Origin of the sequence: Psychrobacter sp. Arc29 (genome assembly GCF_041431175.1) — a bacterium.
Taxonomy (GTDB): domain Bacteria; phylum Pseudomonadota; class Gammaproteobacteria; order Pseudomonadales; family Moraxellaceae; genus Psychrobacter.
Window position 1 is genome coordinate 16516 of record NZ_JASMRR010000005.1, and the last position, 17570, is coordinate 34085.

The 17570-nt window shown below is 43.0% G+C and carries 8 protein-coding genes and 1 CRISPR repeat array; of the genes, 2 read left to right on the forward strand and 6 right to left on the reverse strand.

Going from position 1 to position 17570, the window contains the following annotated elements:
• Positions 1 to 39 precede the first annotated feature (39 nt).
• On the forward strand, positions 40 to 708 hold the full coding sequence (locus QO189_RS08125) for a hypothetical protein (RefSeq protein ID WP_371532340.1): 669 nt from the start codon (positions 40 to 42) through the stop codon (positions 706 to 708).
• Between the two features lie 75 nt (positions 709 to 783).
• Positions 784 to 1470, forward strand: coding sequence for a hypothetical protein (locus QO189_RS08130; protein WP_371532341.1), 687 nt, complete (start codon positions 784 to 786; stop codon positions 1468 to 1470).
• A gap of 73 nt (positions 1471 to 1543) precedes the next feature.
• Positions 1544 to 8472: direct repeats of the CRISPR family, unit length 28 nt; unit sequence TTTCTAAGTCACCTATGCGGTGATGAAG.
• Positions 8473 to 8651: 179 nt separating this feature from the next.
• Here the strand turns inward: QO189_RS08130 and cas6f are convergent.
• The 6 genes from cas6f to cas1f all read right to left on the reverse strand — a co-directional run bounded on the left by cas6f (position 8652) and on the right by cas1f (position 17466).
• Positions 8652 to 9254 carry a type I-F CRISPR-associated endoribonuclease Cas6/Csy4 gene (gene cas6f, locus QO189_RS08135; protein ID WP_371532342.1) on the reverse strand — a complete coding sequence of 201 codons (603 nt, stop codon included), beginning with the start codon at positions 9252 to 9254 and terminating at the stop codon, positions 8652 to 8654.
• A 3-nt stretch (positions 9255 to 9257) separates the two neighbouring features.
• A complete protein-coding gene (gene csy3 / locus QO189_RS08140) occupies positions 9258 to 10283 on the reverse strand; it encodes a type I-F CRISPR-associated protein Csy3 (RefSeq protein WP_371532343.1) in 1026 nt (341 codons plus the stop codon).
• Between the two features lie 70 nt (positions 10284 to 10353).
• Positions 10354 to 11325 (reverse strand): type I-F CRISPR-associated protein Csy2, encoded by a 972-nt coding sequence (gene csy2 / locus QO189_RS08145; RefSeq protein WP_371532344.1) that lies wholly within the window; start codon positions 11323 to 11325, stop codon positions 10354 to 10356.
• Positions 11322 to 12701: a type I-F CRISPR-associated protein Csy1 gene (gene csy1, locus QO189_RS08150; protein WP_371532345.1), complete on the reverse strand. Its 1380-nt coding sequence runs from the start codon at positions 12699 to 12701 to the stop codon at positions 11322 to 11324. Before csy1 ends, csy2 begins: the two co-directional genes overlap by 4 nt.
• Before the next feature lie 283 nt (positions 12702 to 12984).
• Positions 12985 to 16470: a type I-F CRISPR-associated helicase Cas3f gene (gene cas3f / locus QO189_RS08155; protein WP_371532346.1), complete on the reverse strand. Its 3486-nt coding sequence runs from the start codon at positions 16468 to 16470 to the stop codon at positions 12985 to 12987.
• On the reverse strand, positions 16471 to 17466 hold the full coding sequence (cas1f, locus tag QO189_RS08160; RefSeq protein WP_371532347.1) for a type I-F CRISPR-associated endonuclease Cas1f: 996 nt from the start codon (positions 17464 to 17466) through the stop codon (positions 16471 to 16473).
• Between the last annotated feature and the right edge of the window lie 104 nt (positions 17467 to 17570).

A 17570-nucleotide genomic window follows, 5' to 3' on the forward strand; every position in this document is an offset into this window, starting at 1 on the left:
AAAATTGATTAATTATTAACTTATAAAAGGACATGTACCATGAATAAACAATCTCTTTGCCTGAGCCTTATACTTGGCTTAACGTTGAGTACCACTGCCATGGCAGCTGACTACAATAGCTTTTTATCACCCAGCTCTTTAGGCAAAGACGTCAAGACAGTCAACAGTCAGTATAAGCTTGGCCTCAAAAAGCAGGAAGGTGGTGGTTATAGTAATAGCGACGCATACGATTGTAGTGTTAACGTTGAAGCAAACAACCGGAACCTCATAACCCGCATTCAAGTCTCACCCAATACTGAGAAGTGTAATTATCAAGCAACGTCGAGCGGAGCAAGTTTCAATGCTAAAAGTACTAGAACAGTAGACATTCTTAATCAAGTAAAACTTGAGGACATTAAGTTCATACCAGGCTGTTTTAATTGTCCTTCGCGTATTGAGTTACCTGATAGCTTAGTAGTTAATAGATATCAGGACAAATACTATACCGAGTTTGAGGTATCAGGCTATAACGGTAATTATCACGATTTTATGGCCAAAAAGCTGTTTGGTAGTTTTAGCCAAGATGACTACTATCCAACCATGGATAAGTTAGAAGAAAAATTGAGTAATAGCCCTGATAGTTATGATCGTAAAGATTTCAAACTCAAAGCCATTCAGACCTATGATCTTCAGCAGCAACCATGGAGCTATGCGATTGGTCTCAAGTAGCTCGTCAAAATGAGTGGGCTTAGCAACGGTAATGTTTTAGTGGAATACATGATAAAAAGACGGATAGGGACGATTATGAAAACTATTTTAAAGGTATCTATGAAGTCAGTGACACTGTTAGTAGTGCTGACCACGGGAGCTGCTTTGGCGGGCTGTAGTGAGATGAATGGCGTTATGAATGACTCACAAGCCAAGGCTACCTCAAATCTACCTAAACAAGGCATTGCGCAACCAACCAATAAAGCCGCTGCCTTATCTCAGACAGTTGCTTCATCAAAAACAGATTTGGTTGGGTTGGTCAGCTGGTTTGAGAACAGTTGTGGTTTTGATCCAGTCTCTTATACTGAGGGAACTAAAGAAAATCAAGTTCAGAAAAGATTTGACGCTTTTCAAGAGTCTTTTATGGCAAAGCAGTATAAAGCTGATGGCAGTTACACCGCTTATGTCAAACCTGATTACCGATCGAAACTTCCGGCTAACTATAGAGACGCTATTAAAAATATCTCTGTGGTAGAAGACAGCAAAGGTGTGCATTATTATGTGGACTTTAACAATGCCACCTACCGTGGGTATGACTTGTCGCGCCTGGAGCTGTTTTATCAGCCAGAAAGTGATTATGTATACAATACGCTGTATTTTAAAAATGCAAACTTCGTAGATCTGAAACCAGTTTTTAAGACGACAAGGGATGATTTGGATGAGCTTCGAGGTGGTGAGTTTGATGCTAAGAGTCGTTCGGTGATGTGTTATTTGGGATTGTAGATTAAAAATGTTCAGTAAGATTGTTAGAAGGAAAAGCACAAAGAGTTTTACTCTTTGTGCTTTTTTAATATGGCTCATAAGTCACCTATGCAGTGATGAATATTGCTGAGCAAGAGCATTTAGACAGAATGTGTTTCTAAGTCACCTATGCGGTGATGAAGGTAGATAGACAAGTTGTCTAATGGAGTAATCATTTCTAAGTCACCTATGCGGTGATGAAGAAAAGCCAGTACCCACAATACAATATTACTTATTTCTAAGTCACCTATGCGGTGATGAAGTCTCTGACCACACGCGCACGATTACACACAAATTTCTAAGTCACCTATGCGGTGATGAAGAGCTGGTGGAAGTGTTTGTGGGCTGGGCAGACTTTCTAAGTCACCTATGCGGTGATGAAGTCTAACGCTCTCAGTACCCGCTGGTACTGGATTTTCTAAGTCACCTATGCGGTGATGAAGGCCGTCGGGTAACTGACCTCGCACATGACAGCTTTCTAAGTCACCTATGCGGTGATGAAGTGATTTGCTGATGCTGTTTGTAATGAGTTATTTTTCTAAGTCACCTATGCGGTGATGAAGCTACCACGATTATTGATCGTGACTTCCTCGCGTTTCTAAGTCACCTATGCGGTGATGAAGTAAACATACGCCCTCATTTGAGGGCTTTTTTTTTCTAAGTCACCTATGCGGTGATGAAGCAGATTATCGCTTGCTGCTTGACTTTAACCTTTTTCTAAGTCACCTATGCGGTGATGAAGCATAACTTGCATAACGCTCTGTACTGCTCGTATTTCTAAGTCACCTATGCGGTGATGAAGAAATAACTTCTTATCCAATGAGGCTCTGAAATTTTCTAAGTCACCTATGCGGTGATGAAGAATATTGCTCAAGCCATGAATTTCTTAGCTGATTTCTAAGTCACCTATGCGGTGATGAAGATATTTAGCGGCAGTGACCGCTACTCACAAATTTTCTAAGTCACCTATGCGGTGATGAAGCACGAACAAATTATCGCCTGAACAAGCCGCATTTTCTAAGTCACCTATGCGGTGATGAAGTGCGAGTCCAGCAAAGGTATTTTCCTACCGTTTTTCTAAGTCACCTATGCGGTGATGAAGCCAACGCTGTGTCCATGGACTTATTGCCTGTGTTTCTAAGTCACCTATGCGGTGATGAAGGACAGAAGTAGATAAAGAGAATGCAGATTATTTTTCTAAGTCACCTATGCGGTGATGAAGAGTGTTCGGATCGGGTTCGGGTTCGGGTTCGGTTTCTAAGTCACCTATGCGGTGATGAAGACTGGCTAAATTTGCGCCATAGGGACGTACAATTTCTAAGTCACCTATGCGGTGATGAAGTTGGTGACACCTATACCGTCACTCCAAACAAATTTCTAAGTCACCTATGCGGTGATGAAGTATGCGTTCAGTCTCCGAAGCCGAGGGTCGTGTTTCTAAGTCACCTATGCGGTGATGAAGCATGGCTTTCGTGCGTCTGCTCGAACGCTGATTTTCTAAGTCACCTATGCGGTGATGAAGGATACAACCGCCGCCACTACTATTGAGACAAATTTCTAAGTCACCTATGCGGTGATGAAGTTGTTTATAACGATGATGATGTGGATTTAAACTTTCTAAGTCACCTATGCGGTGATGAAGATTGAATAGTATATTTATCACCACCTTCAATCTTTCTAAGTCACCTATGCGGTGATGAAGACAGTGAGACAGGCGAGACAGGGCGATTGATTTTTCTAAGTCACCTATGCGGTGATGAAGACGCAGAGCTTCAAGGTCAGATCAACGCCAATTTTCTAAGTCACCTATGCGGTGATGAAGACTAGCTGATACCAGTTACCTAAACGATTGATTTTCTAAGTCACCTATGCGGTGATGAAGAGGGCAATCGTTCAGGGCTTGCGCGTGGTACTTTTCTAAGTCACCTATGCGGTGATGAAGGCTGTGCGTCTGTACGCGGTGTTTTGCGCTTATTTCTAAGTCACCTATGCGGTGATGAAGGAAATAATGCTTCTGGATCACTGGGTTTCTCGTTTTCTAAGTCACCTATGCGGTGATGAAGTTACCAATCCCTTTGCTATGGCAGCACAACCATTTCTAAGTCACCTATGCGGTGATGAAGGCAAGCATGTCGCCTTTTAGCTCTTCAAGCTTTTTCTAAGTCACCTATGCGGTGATGAAGGTGAGAACGACACGCTAAAATCAATAGGTGGTTTTCTAAGTCACCTATGCGGTGATGAAGTTCTTTGCAAACTTCCATCGGTTGTATATCTCTTTCTAAGTCACCTATGCGGTGATGAAGGTAGCACTTCATGTCTGCCGGCACTATCTTTATTTCTAAGTCACCTATGCGGTGATGAAGTTTATGGTTAAACGTGCTAAGCGTGGCGGTAATTTCTAAGTCACCTATGCGGTGATGAAGAGTGAGGCTCTTACTACTTACTTATCTACTATTTTCTAAGTCACCTATGCGGTGATGAAGCAATCTTGACCGACCTAATGCGCTTTTGTAGCTTTCTAAGTCACCTATGCGGTGATGAAGACTCAAATTTTAGCGAACACGGCAAGGGTCGTTTTCTAAGTCACCTATGCGGTGATGAAGATTAACGAATATCGGTTTAAGGGGTAGGTTATTTTCTAAGTCACCTATGCGGTGATGAAGGGCAAACGTTTTGATGAATGGTGCTTTGATCATTTCTAAGTCACCTATGCGGTGATGAAGGCACCAGTGTGTTATTTGCTGTTGCAGACTGCTTTCTAAGTCACCTATGCGGTGATGAAGGCCTAACCGCATTTTTGCCCAAAGAGCCAAAATTTCTAAGTCACCTATGCGGTGATGAAGAAGTTTCAAGTAACGCTGCATATCGTGGACACTTTCTAAGTCACCTATGCGGTGATGAAGATGCTACGTGGTCGTTTAATCCACTCAAGACATTTCTAAGTCACCTATGCGGTGATGAAGCAAGCAAACACCGCATGATGTCGCATCTGATCTTTCTAAGTCACCTATGCGGTGATGAAGCGAATATCATGTCAGTCTCACCGTTGAATATTTTTCTAAGTCACCTATGCGGTGATGAAGTAACTGGTGGCGTTGCTTCATGGGTGGGCGAATTTCTAAGTCACCTATGCGGTGATGAAGTGATAAGATAGCCGCTCCGACACCTTCTTTGATTTCTAAGTCACCTATGCGGTGATGAAGTCATCTTGTATTGCCATGCTTAGCGTCTCCGTTTTCTAAGTCACCTATGCGGTGATGAAGGTACAAGCGTGTTGTTTGCTGTTGCTGTTTGTTTTCTAAGTCACCTATGCGGTGATGAAGACTAGGGTAGTGCCTAAAAAGGGCACTGGAGTATTTCTAAGTCACCTATGCGGTGATGAAGGTCATGGCTTGCAACACTATACAAAATACATTTTTCTAAGTCACCTATGCGGTGATGAAGTTAGTTAGTACGCGATAGCCGTCGATTAAAACTTTCTAAGTCACCTATGCGGTGATGAAGCGACAGATATTTCAGATTCTTTTTGTACTGATTTTCTAAGTCACCTATGCGGTGATGAAGAAAGCCTTGCGCCATGTAATCATTGAGCTGTTTTTCTAAGTCACCTATGCGGTGATGAAGTAAACTCGATTGAATATATGTGCTTCACGGATTTTCTAAGTCACCTATGCGGTGATGAAGTAATTTATTGTAACTGATAATTGCGCTCGGTATTTCTAAGTCACCTATGCGGTGATGAAGAAGTTATCAACGATATACTTTATCTGAGCAGTTTTCTAAGTCACCTATGCGGTGATGAAGACATAAACAGACGCATAAGGCTCACTAATAGATTTCTAAGTCACCTATGCGGTGATGAAGTCGGCTTTGGCAGCAGCATCGGCAGCAGCTTTTTTCTAAGTCACCTATGCGGTGATGAAGTCCAGCATCTAGGCGACTGGAAGCGTCCCACTTTTCTAAGTCACCTATGCGGTGATGAAGAAACAGATATCCAGTAATAAGGCAAAGAGGGGTTTCTAAGTCACCTATGCGGTGATGAAGATCAGAGTACGTGGTGATGACTATCGCGGCATTTTCTAAGTCACCTATGCGGTGATGAAGGCTCAGCAGAGCAGCGATGAGGTGCTAGAGGTTTTCTAAGTCACCTATGCGGTGATGAAGTGGCTGCTCACAGTCCTCATCAGTATCATCAATTTCTAAGTCACCTATGCGGTGATGAAGATGATGGATAAATGGTTGAGCCAACTTGCCACTTTCTAAGTCACCTATGCGGTGATGAAGGCGCTATCACGTCATAGCGATGATGGTGGTGATTTCTAAGTCACCTATGCGGTGATGAAGTCGCGGTTGCTTGGCTCACTGCGTCATCAATTTTTCTAAGTCACCTATGCGGTGATGAAGATTGTTCCGAGCTTTGCATCATTGCTTCCAATTTTCTAAGTCACCTATGCGGTGATGAAGAGCAGCTTGTGCAGTGTCAGCTTTGGTCTGAGTTTCTAAGTCACCTATGCGGTGATGAAGTATCTATGTTCTTACAACCACCTCTAGCAACTTTTCTAAGTCACCTATGCGGTGATGAAGGGTCAACCCGACAAGACAGGCGGTCATAGTGATTTCTAAGTCACCTATGCGGTGATGAAGGGAGTAGCTGACGATGCAGCTTCTGCGATGTCTTTCTAAGTCACCTATGCGGTGATGAAGTGCCAAAGTTGCTATGCGCTGCCTGACTCCGTTTTCTAAGTCACCTATGCGGTGATGAAGGTCAGTTTTATGTTAGCGTCAACAGTGTCAGTTTTCTAAGTCACCTATGCGGTGATGAAGATCAAAAGAGACGATTTTACAGTTGAGTCTATTTTCTAAGTCACCTATGCGGTGATGAAGTGGATAACTTATTTGCACCACGCAACGAAGATTTTCTAAGTCACCTATGCGGTGATGAAGCTACTGCATGACAGACAGCTAGGTTTTCGCTTTTTCTAAGTCACCTATGCGGTGATGAAGGATGACGCAATCAAGGCTATTAGTCTGCTAAATTTCTAAGTCACCTATGCGGTGATGAAGATGGTTGGCGCTATACCAGTGTTCAAGGACAATTTCTAAGTCACCTATGCGGTGATGAAGTTAGTTTCTCAAGTTTATCTACGTCGCACTCATTTCTAAGTCACCTATGCGGTGATGAAGTTACCAGTAGGCAGTGCATAACGCTCGCTGTCTTTCTAAGTCACCTATGCGGTGATGAAGTGTCGAACGAGTGGCAGCCAGTCAGCGAGAGTTTTCTAAGTCACCTATGCGGTGATGAAGATACCATCAGCAGCATGGGGCATTGGTTGGTCTTTCTAAGTCACCTATGCGGTGATGAAGCATGAAGCAAGCGTTTGAGGCTGCCTATACTATTTCTAAGTCACCTATGCGGTGATGAAGTTTGGGTGGTTATCGACGGCAATAGCATGATATTTCTAAGTCACCTATGCGGTGATGAAGGACAAGAGCGTAGAACGGCTATGGCGTTTGCATTTCTAAGTCACCTATGCGGTGATGAAGCCGTCAAAGTGCCTTGCGAACGGAATATCATCTTTCTAAGTCACCTATGCGGTGATGAAGCAGCAGCAGTATTTAGCTCGATGCTGCTCGCTTTTCTAAGTCACCTATGCGGTGATGAAGCTGAATTGGTATATCGACCTTCTGCGGCTCAATTTCTAAGTCACCTATGCGGTGATGAAGAATTAAGGCTAGAAACGTCATTCTTGATCAGATTTCTAAGTCACCTATGCGGTGATGAAGCGTGGCAAGTCTTACGACAAATCAGGCGGTGATTTCTAAGTCACCTATGCGGTGATGAAGGTGGTTATTGCTGATCTGGTCGCTGGCAAGATTTTCTAAGTCACCTATGCGGTGATGAAGGCTGCTTGCGCCACAAATTGCTTGCGGTTGTGTTTCTAAGTCACCTATGCGGTGATGAAGAGAGAGTTTATTGTTAATAACTGCTCTTTTAATTTCTAAGTCACCTATGCGGTGATGAAGTTGACTAAACTCGTATCGCTCATGGTCACTAATTTCTAAGTCACCTATGCGGTGATGAAGCCACTCATCGAGTATAACGCTGGTATCTATAATTTCTAAGTCACCTATGCGGTGATGAAGTCCTCGGAATATAGTATTGTCTTTAACAACAATTTCTAAGTCACCTATGCGGTGATGAAGCACTAAATAGACCTGCTAATAGTGCAAACAATTTTCTAAGTCACCTATGCGGTGATGAAGAATATCCACATTACGAGCTACAGACTGCCTACTTTCTAAGTCACCTATGCGGTGATGAAGTTAGAGCTGATGGTTTAAGTGGTTCACCCAGATTTCTAAGTCACCTATGCGGTGATGAAGTAAGATAATCATGCAGCCTCCTTCTCAAGTGATTTCTAAGTCACCTATGCGGTGATGAAGTAGGTAGAAGTTACGGCATCAGCTTGGGTACATTTCTAAGTCACCTATGCGGTGATGAAGTTTAACCGACGGCTATTGCGTACTAACTAAGATTTCTAAGTCACCTATGCGGTGATGAAGAAAGGCTATGGTGTATGGAAGGATAACTTTGATTTCTAAGTCACCTATGCGGTGATGAAGGTTACCTAGTGCTTTGTATCTCACACCGTTAGTTTCTAAGTCACCTATGCGGTGATGAAGCCCTCAGAGTAACTATTTTGATTACCTTGAATTTTCTAAGTCACCTATGCGGTGATGAAGTGGGCGCGTCTCAAGTCGCTGGTGTTGTCCACTTTCTAAGTCACCTATGCGGTGATGAAGCAGCTAACAATGGTTTTTATAAGAGAGTAAGTTTTCTAAGTCACCTATGCGGTGATGAAGATTCACAGGATTTCGTGCAGATGGATTATCTGTTTCTAAGTCACCTATGCGGTGATGAAGATTTCAGATAATAAAAAACCGCCCAAAAGGACTTTCTAAGTCACCTATGCGGTGATGAAGAGGAATTATACCTCAAAAAAGTAAGCTATATGAAAGCGTAGAGGGCAAAAACCCTTGTTTTACCCTCCGTTTTTCGCTTTGATATAACTGTTTGATTTTTATGTGTATTTTTAAATAGCGCAAAAAAAAGGGTTTTTATTCCCAATTTTTGGGTAATTCGTCATTACCATCAATTCAGATCACCAATGCGGAACGGTGACGCTATTTCTCATACCATTCATGCCATATACATTAAACAATCCTGATTTTGGCTCGCTACAAGATCGTTGTAAGACCTGTAAGCGGTAATCGCTATCATTGGTTTGACTGTGCATTTGAATAAAAGGCAATGGCATCTCAGGTTTGCGTTTTGCGACAGTGTCCATCGCTTCCTCATAGCCAATCGATAGCTTTTTCGCTAATGCTTGCGCCTGCACTTCTACAGGTTTAAAGCGATAACGATGTACGCTGACGTGGCTTTTTACATTTTTGTCGACCTCTTCTATAAATCCAATTTCCACGTAATCGGTTAATTTACTAAGCCACTTATTAATCTGTAACTTAACTAACTCATCGCTACTGGGAGCAAAAACTCGAAGCTTTAGTCCCAGCTTAGAGGATTTGCCTTTTTTATCATAATGATAATCAGGAAAGCTGACACCGATGGACTCGATGCCATGCTTGTTCTTCATCTCAGCTAATGCAATGTGTACCTGATTGAACAGCTTACGCCAAATAAAGTAAGGCGCGATATCAGGATCAGGTAAGATGGTCAGCACTTGGTAATGGGTCATCTGACTCATAACTTACTCCTTACCACTGGCACCGAACACACCACCACGGATCAGCACACCCATGACGTAGTGCTGCTGCTCAACATCAGGTGCATCACCTTTGAGTACCCAGTTATCGAACAAGGTATAAAAATCCATTTTAGCTTTGGGTTGGCGGAATGCTGTACCTAGTGTGGTCACCGCGCCATAAGGTTCGATAGCGATAGGAAACTGGGCATCTGGATACCAAGTATCGATAGTACGAATAGCATTACTGATCTTTTGAGAATGCATACCTGCATTGTCTTCCGCACCTTTTTTATCACTAACACGGTAGAGTACCTTGCTTTTTTTGCTACCTGTATCGAGGATCAGCTCTTGTGATGGGTATACCTCTTGACCATAGCCAATGATGGCATATGCTTCTACATATAGGATAGTAAATGCATTACCGTTTAATCCTGATTTGATCCACTCTGCTACTTGCTTAATAGTAGCATCATCATTCTCAAAACTTTTCAGATTATAAGTTTTTGCATCATCAATAGTCAGTGTTTGTTCATTGCATTTTACAGTCACTTTTATACTTTCAGTGCCCACGCGGTTGCGCCATAACCAACGGGCATTTAGCACATTAATCGCATAGCGACGCGCCAATTCATCCAGTCCTTGGTTATCAATATAGTCAGTAACGACTTGCTCTAGTGCTTGTTGATAGTCTTGGTTATTACAAACATTTGGCTTACCTGTAAAGGGCAACACTTTTAGGCTAAAACGCGCAATTAAGGTATCGTTGTTTTCATCTAGTGATGCTGAATCCACCTTTTGTAAGTTGGCTTTTTCTGTTTCGGCGTCCAGTTTTGCAGGGTCATTGGTTATGGCGTTTTTTAAGCGGTTACTAATCGTACCGCGTACGGACTTCTCTTTGATGACGACGGGAGATACTGCTATATTGTCACCACTTGCTTGGCTGTTGGTTTGCCATAGATAAGCATCTGATACGTCTAAATTACGTTCAAAAGCGAGGACAGAGGCAGTTTTTAAGGCTGATTTTGACATGTGGTTCTCCATGATAAAAGTTTAAGTAAATGTGTCGTAAAACTGTGGTACTGAAAAGTAAGAAGTGAATTTAAAGCGCTTGCTTTTGTGTGAGTAAGTACAAAGCATCAGATACATCATAACGGTAACGCCAAAAAGCATTAGCAATGTCGTTATCACCGCCAATACTACCCAAACGCTGCGGATAGACCCATTTACCAAGACTATAAATCGCCTCGACATATTGACTGGGGTATTCAGGATTTCGCACGTTTTGCATAGTGCCAGCTTCAAAAAGCTCAGAAATACCTTGATAGCCGATCGGTATTGGTACGAGCCAGCCATGACCACTCTTACGTGATGTAGTCAGCCATTTGGTATCGCCGTTTTTCTGGGTTTCAGGAATATGATGCAATGCGCAAACGTCTATCAAAACATCGAGTGGTGTAGTGTCTGGCTTTTCTTTTTTTACTGTATCTATGATCTGCGTAAACTCGTCTTGCGCGTCCATTAATACAAAGGCAGGCAAAAGCTGTGGTATGACCGAGCCAATATCATGGCTATCAAAAAACTGTACTGGTTCAAATCTGGCTAAACCCTGTACGCTACCACCAGCCATACGCTGTTGTTGCAACCATTGTATGGTTTTTTGCTTGGCATAATCTTGCTGCTCATCAGTTAAGTGATCTGAGCCTAAGATTTCTACCACAAACGTCATTACCAAACGGCATTTACCTTCTTCGATAATGGAGGCGGTTTTGCCGTCTTTTTTGATAGGGTTACGCGTTTGGTTAAAGGTATAATTGTTATAAGTGTTAGGGCGATACATGTGAGGCTGGCAGTCGTGGCAGGCCAGTAGTACGCCGCCCAAAGAGACCTCAGACAGTATCTCATCGTCCGCCATCTTACGTGACATCGCATGAAAGCTACCCAAAAAACCAGTAATAGCAGGGAAGCCATAAGTCAACGGGCTTGAAATGGTATTCGCGCCTTCAATGACCACCTTTTTAAACAGTAAATAACCAATTACACTGAGATCGTTATCATCATCTATACGGCTCATAAAAATACTCCTTTGCCTGCGCGCTCGTAGCGTTTTTTCATATCTTCAATCTCACGCTCCCAGTCCAAATGCTCAGCATCACCAAAATCGCTGGCTATGACTTTAAATTCAGCCTGCATTAAGGTATTGAGCCAACGCGCAAAGCCGTGGACAATCTTGCCATGCCAAGCGTCGTCTTGCTCACGCTCAGATTTAAAGTCCTCTTCCCCTTCAAGATCAGCACGTTTGGGGTCGAGCCAAAGCTTCTCATAACGATTAAGTTCATAGTCTTTTGACCAGCCAGCGGGCAGGTTCGTGCGGATATCTTCTGCTGCACTAAATATCTGGTATAGCACTTCATCAATGGCTCGTTTGCGAGCTTCTCTGACATCAACGACATTACGAGGGTCTTTGATAGATTTAAAAATACTTTGAATGGCCTCGCGAGCGTTGTATTCCATACCAGTGCCAAAAATACTATCGGCAAATTTGGACAGTTTAAAAGCACGATCTTGTTTGATAATAGGCGGGAGTGAGGGGAGTAGGTAGTTGCGACCGCCTTGTTTACTCATGAGCAAGCTGACGTTCTGCGGTTTGGTACCACCAAGTTGAAGCGTTGCCAAATCATTTAAACTGACATAGGGCTGCTGTTCAGCCGTCTTCTTAAAGCGATTATCACGGGCTGTTTTGTTTTCATCAGAAAACTTAAGACGATTGATGCGCTGATAGATTTCATGGGTGAGAACAGAGGGATACAGGGGAACGATATTGATATACTCAAGCGCGTCAAGATCTGAGACTTCATAGGCGTTCGTGACCCAAAGCGTCTGCTTATTGCGCTCATGGGTAATAGGCTCGTCGATGATATTTTGCAAAGCAGTTTTAAAGGCTTGATGGTATGTATTGGCTAGTATCTGGTCGCTGGCAAGAGAGGCAATAAAATTAGGATCGTCAGCCAAAATAAGATCACGAATTTTGGTTGTCTCGTCTACGGTAAAATCAAAAAACGCGGCGAGGGGTAGGGCAGCAGCATTACCATTAGCATCAATATAACTGCTGTCTATTGAGTGCGTGCCAATGATAGTCTCTGGGAAATCGTTCGTTGGTTTAAAACTGACATTATCTCCCTTAGCATCAGGATGCACACCTTTTGAGATATGTGTACCAAAATTTAATTGTTTTGCCATACGATTAGTAGCGTCAGTAACCCAGTTGGCTGGACTATATCGTTCCTTGGCAGCTGCCAATGTCTCTTTTAATTCTGTAATTTTTTCGTGGTCGCTACTTTCAATGGCTTTAGCGAGCTGCTTTTGTTCCGTGTCGGTTTTTTTATCGTATTGGCTAGTGAGAAATGCTTTGACCGCATTGCTGGCTAGTTCTTGAGGTATTTCATTCAAGATTGTCTCCTTCCCTATTATTTATAAGATATGGTTTTATCCATGCTATTACATAAGAAAACTTTTAAAATATATTGATTTAGTTTTACTATACAATTACTCAAACGAATAGTAAATAGATTTCTTAGTCAATTCTAAGAATATGATGTGAAGCTGTTATAATGCTAGCTCACCGTATAGGTGACTTAGAAAATGCTATTACAGTAGAAAACTTTTTTTCATCACCGCATAGGTGGTTTATACCCAAAGCACGGTTCACGCCGTGCTTTTTTATGTCTTTTAATTAGTCACGAATAAAGCCAAAAAATTCATGAAAAGCCCAGCCACGACTGTCTCTGGTGCTGATACTGTTAAGCGATACAGACGAGTAGGTGATCGCCAAGGATCGCAGGCTTTTGTCGGGCTCAGATTGTTGCAACTCTTGTAATACGCTATTTAATGACACGGTCAACCAAGGTTTTATTTGTGTATGTACAAAGTCAAAGGGTAGCGGCTGAATCGTTTTGTTGTGAATAGTGGATTTAGCCAAGCCTTTCTCAAATACATCCTCGCTATGGTATGCATCAAAGCCTTGTGTTGGCTCATCAGTATCCTCATCATCCTTAACTATTTTGGGAATTAGTAGCCAGTCGTCTTGTGGCGTACCTGCGCGAAAGGGGCTAATTTGTTGCAGATGCGTGTGGGCACGATTGGCAGTAGCGTTACTATCCCAGTACGCATTGACGTAGTTGAGCTTAGGATTATTTAATAGGTGCCGCATTACTTGATGTTCAAGGTCACTTAAGTTTTCAATCTTTTTATTGTGAGATGCCTCAATTCTTGGTCTGGCATCCACTTGTACCAATTGCTCTGTTGTCATTAGCTTGTTTAGATCGTAGCTTGGTGGCTTAAATAAAGTAGTCTCAAACCCTGGGTGCGTAAAGATGGGCTGCTTGCCGTTAGGATGTTTAAAATAGCGGATGTTATATTGCAGCAGAAAGATGTTTGGCTCGTTGGCGACTTTGTCAGGACGGTGTCGCCAAACACGCCCAGCTAACTGGATGATAGAGCGCATAGAGGAGGGTTCTACAATAGCCCAATCATAATCGTGGTCACGTCCGACTTCGGCAACAGGGGTAGCAAGCACTATAAAGACATGGTTTTTGTTAGGGTTATCAGCGACAGCTTGCTTAATTTCAGAATGGTCAAAAATGCTGATTTTACTATTGCTACGGTCTAAAATTCTATCGAGCTTATTTTCTAAAGCATTACGGAGTAGCAACAGCTGCTTGGCGTGATAGCAGGTCACATGTATGATTGTATCTGCGGGTACCGTTATGCCATTTGCTTGAAATAACTGTATGGCAATATGAGTAATGTTGCTGATATTGGCAATGCGTACCAGTCCAATGCTAACGCTCGTATTTTTGCTAGATTTATTGTCAGAATTAGACGATACTTCATGATGCTTTTCGTGCAGACCTATGGCTGCATCAACCAACGTTTGTGCCAAAGCATTATAAAATTGCGGTGCTTTATCCTTAGTATATTGAGCTGAGAAGGGTAGAATTTTGGCTTGACGTCTAATAGGTTGCTTGGCTAAATAGCGGGCACGCTTATCACAAAATTGCTGATGTCTGTTTTGAAAGTCACTAACCTCACTGCACTGCCCAGACATCATCGCTTTGGGTTGTTCATCAAACCATGCGCAAACGACTTTTGGTGTCGGCTTGTTTTGACTTTGGTTAAACAGTTTGCGTCCTTCCATATACGCTTCAAACAATCCTGTGACCAAATCAGGTGTTAAGGTTGCAGACGAAAGTAGCACTCGCGTACCAAAAAGCCCTGCAAGATGCACTAGACGCGCGAGCGCAGGCAAGTCGGCTTGATCAAAGTCATCAGGCTCATCCAGTATCAAGTCACTACTAAGCAATCTCAGCATAGGGGCAATGTATTTGCCGCCGCGTTTGCATTCACTGGCTTGGATAATATGATCGACCGTACAGGTGACGATAGGGGCAAAAATTAAATCGCGCGCTTTAGGGCTAGCAATGACAGTATCGAGATTGAGTGCTTCATAGTCCTGATAATCAATTTCGCTATCGACGATCTCATCTAACAAATCCTCGCTGGACTCACTACCAAAGGTTTCAGATTCGTTATCGGGCTCATTGTCTTTTTTATATTCGCCGATAATGTCGGTAAACGCTTCACTCTTGTTATCGTATGCCAGCTCAAACAGTTTTTTGTTGGCGCTACCACCGACTAGTATTGCCAGTTGATCGCCTTCTAACTTTAGGTTTTTGCGAAAGCTCAGGCCTGTCTGTAGCGTTAAAATGCGTAGGCCTAGAGCAATAGTAAAACGTGCGCCCTTTTTTGGATCAGATAGCGCATACATAATACGAGCATTACCAATGGTTTTGCCCGCACCCGTTGATGCCATGTTGACCCCAAAAAATCCGTGCTCGCGCGTGGCATCTTGTAAGCCGTAAGTCATTTTAAAAGCATGGTTTTGCCATTTGAAACGTTCCTCTCCTGTTGGTTTGGCTAGTGGGTCGTGATTACGTATGGCAGGCATTTCGCTGGCAATAATAGGCAACGCACGGCAGAAATGGGCGGTAAATGCGCCGACACCTAATAAGTGCTCTTCTAATGATTGTTTAACGGTTGGTACGTTAGCAGTTCGATCGGTATTAGCAGCTAGGTTTTTAAAGCGGCTATCCACTTTGAGACAGCGAACATCGTCTTCTTTGAGACTAGAGTAATTGTGATCACCTACCATCAAGCACAGGCGAGATAAATGTAATAAGAACGGGTCGCTGATGGCTTTTTTAGATTCCAGCGCTTGTTGGCCAAGCTGGACTAGAGTAGGGTCATTTAATGCTTTTTTAGACCAGCGCCTAATGATTTTTTGCCACGCTAGACTATTGATTACCAAGTGATCAAATTGCCAAAAGTTTTTTAATTGAGCGTCGGTCATTTCATCCAATGACTTGGGGTTTTTTACCCAATAGTCGATGGGGCTTAACTTGCTGTAGAACTGGTTCAATCCCGCTTTAATGTCTATGAGTCCGCCAGCGCTTTTTAAACGCTCAATTTGTCTTGGTGGGTAATAAACCTGTTTGATTGGCGGTAGACGGTGGTGCGTAACGATTAGCCAAGCGACCCACTGTGCCAGTGGCGGCATTGTATTTATATCAACGGTATTTTGATTCGTATTATCCAGCAGTTTCTCTATATCGTGGGTTTCTAACCACTTATCTAATTGCAGCAAACGGTTAAGCCATGCCTCATCAGTGGGGCAATCCACTATCATCAGTTCAAACAGCTTTAATGATATCCATTCATGCCGATAAGAATCACCCTGTTTACTACCAACCATGAGCTTTTTTTGAAAGCCAATGGTGGATTTACCAATATCATGGAGCAAAGCGGCAATTGTCGCGACAATTTGGATGCTACTGGCATAGACCCAATCATTTTCCCATTCACTATGTAGGATGTTTCGTTTGGTACGGTTTACAGGCACCACGCCAACCTCATTAAACTTACGCTTATTGCCCACCACCCATACCAGTTCGGTCAGCTGGCGTGTCTTATTGCGATGACAGCTTACCGCCGTCGACTTTGTTGCTGACTGACGTAATAATTGCTTAACCGTTTTGAGACCTTCCTCAGTAATCGCCGTTTGCCAAACATTGTCACCGATACGGTTGGCGAAAGCGTCCAAAATACGCCTAGTGCGCCCTAGAGCCTTTTTTTCACATTGGGAGACAAAGATGACAATCATTTATGCCTCCCAATTTTTAGTCATAGCAATCTGCTTGACGACTTCAAACTGATAATCCAGTGCCTTATGCTTAGTAAACATATTCAGGCATTCTTGACGAAACTCCTGTTCACTCATATTTTCGCTGGCACAGATAAAGGCGAGCGGTAACACTAAAGCGTCTTTGATAATATCGGCAATGTCGAACACCAATGCCCCGCGACGAGTCTTACCATGCATCACCGCAAAGCCGTGTGGAATACCGAGCGTCCAAGCCGTCGTTGCTCCAAGCCCATAAGCCAGGTAGTTGCCGTGATTGAGGAAACCATTGGCTTTATCGATACCATCGTGCTCACGAGTAAAGCCATCGTAGCCAGTATTTTTTGCAGCGAGTTTATATAGCTGTTTGGTCAAACGTGCTTCAAGCTGCAATAAGTGCATGACCTCTTGTTGTTTGTCAATTTGACGAATATTGGCGTCAATTAGCGCATGTACCGTATTAATACTGCTATCAAAGCCCCAGCGTTTTAAATCACCGTCTTTATTCCATACAGTTTTTAGATAGGCAAGGCGGGCATGTTGTAAGTGCTTGGCAGCGGCCAAGCGCTTGTCATCATCCCACCACCAACTCATCCAGCCTTGAATGTATTCAGTTGGGCGATACTCGCTCTGCGGCGTCATCCATTCGACATAGACTTCTCGTTCTGCACCCATAAATAGTGGTGAACCACCGCCACCGCAAAAACCAACCAAAACCCCAGCTTGTGAGAGTAGGCGCATCGCCGCTTGAGTGATCGATGTACCTGTACCGAGCAGTATTGAAGTGGTATTGGCGATAGGGATGTTGTAATAAAGATTGGCTTTGTCATCTTCAGTAAGGTACAAGACGCGGCCGTCTTTTTGCATAACGCGGCAGTGCGAGAGGTAATAGATATTGGCACGTTTGGAGTGCAAAATGGTTTTGAGATCAGAGGAGGCAAAACTATTGTCGGTATAAGCATTGGTAGGTTTTGCCATAATAGTTCCATTTGTTAAAAATATCGCCATAATTAAGTCATGGGTTTACAGTAACGGAACTATGTTGGTAAAACAACTTATAAAAAAATCTTTACGACAACTGA